Annotated in this window: 1 protein-coding gene; it reads left to right on the top strand. The window is 70.3% G+C overall.

Annotation, left to right across the window (positions count from 1 at the left end):
- Positions 1 to 82: 82 nt before the first annotated feature.
- Positions 83 to 1,243 (top strand): alkaline phosphatase PhoX, encoded by a 1,161-nt coding sequence (locus tag ACQKIP_RS46950; RefSeq protein ID WP_365862194.1) that lies wholly within the window; start codon positions 83 to 85, stop codon positions 1,241 to 1,243.
- The last annotated feature ends 368 nt before the right edge of the window (positions 1,244 to 1,611 follow it).

The raw sequence follows: 1,611 nt of genomic DNA, 5'->3' as shown, positions 1-1,611 counted from the left end.
CTCCTAGGTTCCGCAAGCGCCCCTTGCGCCCCGCCGCCCGACCGGTGCGGCAGGGACGGTCACCAACCCCTGGAGTGATCAAGTGGAACGTCGTAGTTTCCTGCGCGGAGCAGTCGTCGGCGGCACAGCAGCGGCATTCGGGTACACGCTCATGCAGGGCGCGGCCTACGCGGCGCCGGCCCAGAAGGGCCCCGGCCCCTACGGCGCGCTCGGCGCGGCAGACTCCAACGGCATCCAACTGCCCGGCGGTTTCACCAGCCGGGTGATCGCCCGGTCCGGCCAGAAGGTCGGCACCACCGCCTACACCTGGCACCACGCCCCCGACGGCGGTGCGTGTTTCGCCGACGGCACGGGCTGGATCTACGTCTCCAACTCGGAGATATCCGCCACCGGCGGCGCGGGCGCGATCAGATTCAACTCGACCGGCTCCATCACCGGCTCCTACCGGATTCTGTCCGGCACCAACCGCAACTGCGCCGGCGGGGCGACCCCCTGGAACACCTGGTTGTCCTGCGAGGAGGTCAGCACCGGCTACGTCTGGGAGACCGACCCCTGGGGCGTGAACGCCGCCGTGCGCCGCGATGCCATGGGCCGCTTCAACCACGAGGCGGCGGCCGCCGACCCGGTCCGCAAAGTGATCTACCTGACGGAGGACGCGTCGGACGGCTGCTTCTACCGGTTCGTTCCGTCCACCTGGGGCAACCTGTCGGCAGGCACGCTCCAGGTCCTCAAGGCCACAACCGCCACCTCCGGCAGCTTCACCTGGGCGACCGTGCCCGACCCGGACGGCTCGCCCACCCCCACCCGCGACCAGGTCTCCGGCGCCAAGCTGTTCAACGGGGGAGAGGGCTGCCACTACGCCAACGACACCGTCTGGTTCACCACCAAGGGCGATGGCCGCGTCTGGCAGCTAGACGTCGCCGCCGGCACCTATGAGCTGGCCTACGACGACTCCCTGGTCGTCGGGGGCGGAGCCCCGCTGACCGGCGTCGACAACGTCACCGGCTCGTCCTCCGGCGACCTGTACATCGCCGAGGACGGAGGGAACATGGAGATCTGCATCATCACGCCGGACGACGTGGTCGCGACGTTCCTGCGGATCAACGGCCAGTCCTCCTCGGAAATCTGCGGCCCGGCCTTCTCGCCGGACGGCAAGCGCCTGTACTTCTCCAGCCAGCGCGGTACCAGCGGCAGCTCGTCCGGCGGCATCACCTACGAAGTCACCGGCCCCTTCCGCAGCTGACCGCCCCAGACCGACCCACTGTCACGAGCCGCTCATGCCCGCCGCAGGGCATCCCGCTGCCACCTTCGGCGCGACCGTGAGCACCTCTCGAGACGGTCGCACGACCCCCGGCCCGTAAACGCCAACGGCCTTCCCGGCACGTGCAGTTGATCAGCCCGTTGCGGTTGCGGACCGCGCTGACGGCAAGAGGCCCGCCCCGTCAGGGCGCCTTCGACGGCGTCAGAACGGCGCCCCCGCCCAGGCCGCAGGGGCGCCGCGTGAGGGAACAGCAAGGGCTCAAGGGCGGGGCCCGATCAGCCGATGGCCGGAGCATGCCCTTCCGCACCGTGATCATCACGTACCACCGCTCTCTCGCCCGGCGCCTGCTC

The sequence above is a fragment of the Streptomyces sp. NPDC059900 genome, assembly GCF_050270335.1.
Classification (GTDB): domain Bacteria; phylum Actinomycetota; class Actinomycetes; order Streptomycetales; family Streptomycetaceae; genus Streptomyces.
This window is presented reverse-complemented; position numbering and strand designations above follow the sequence as displayed.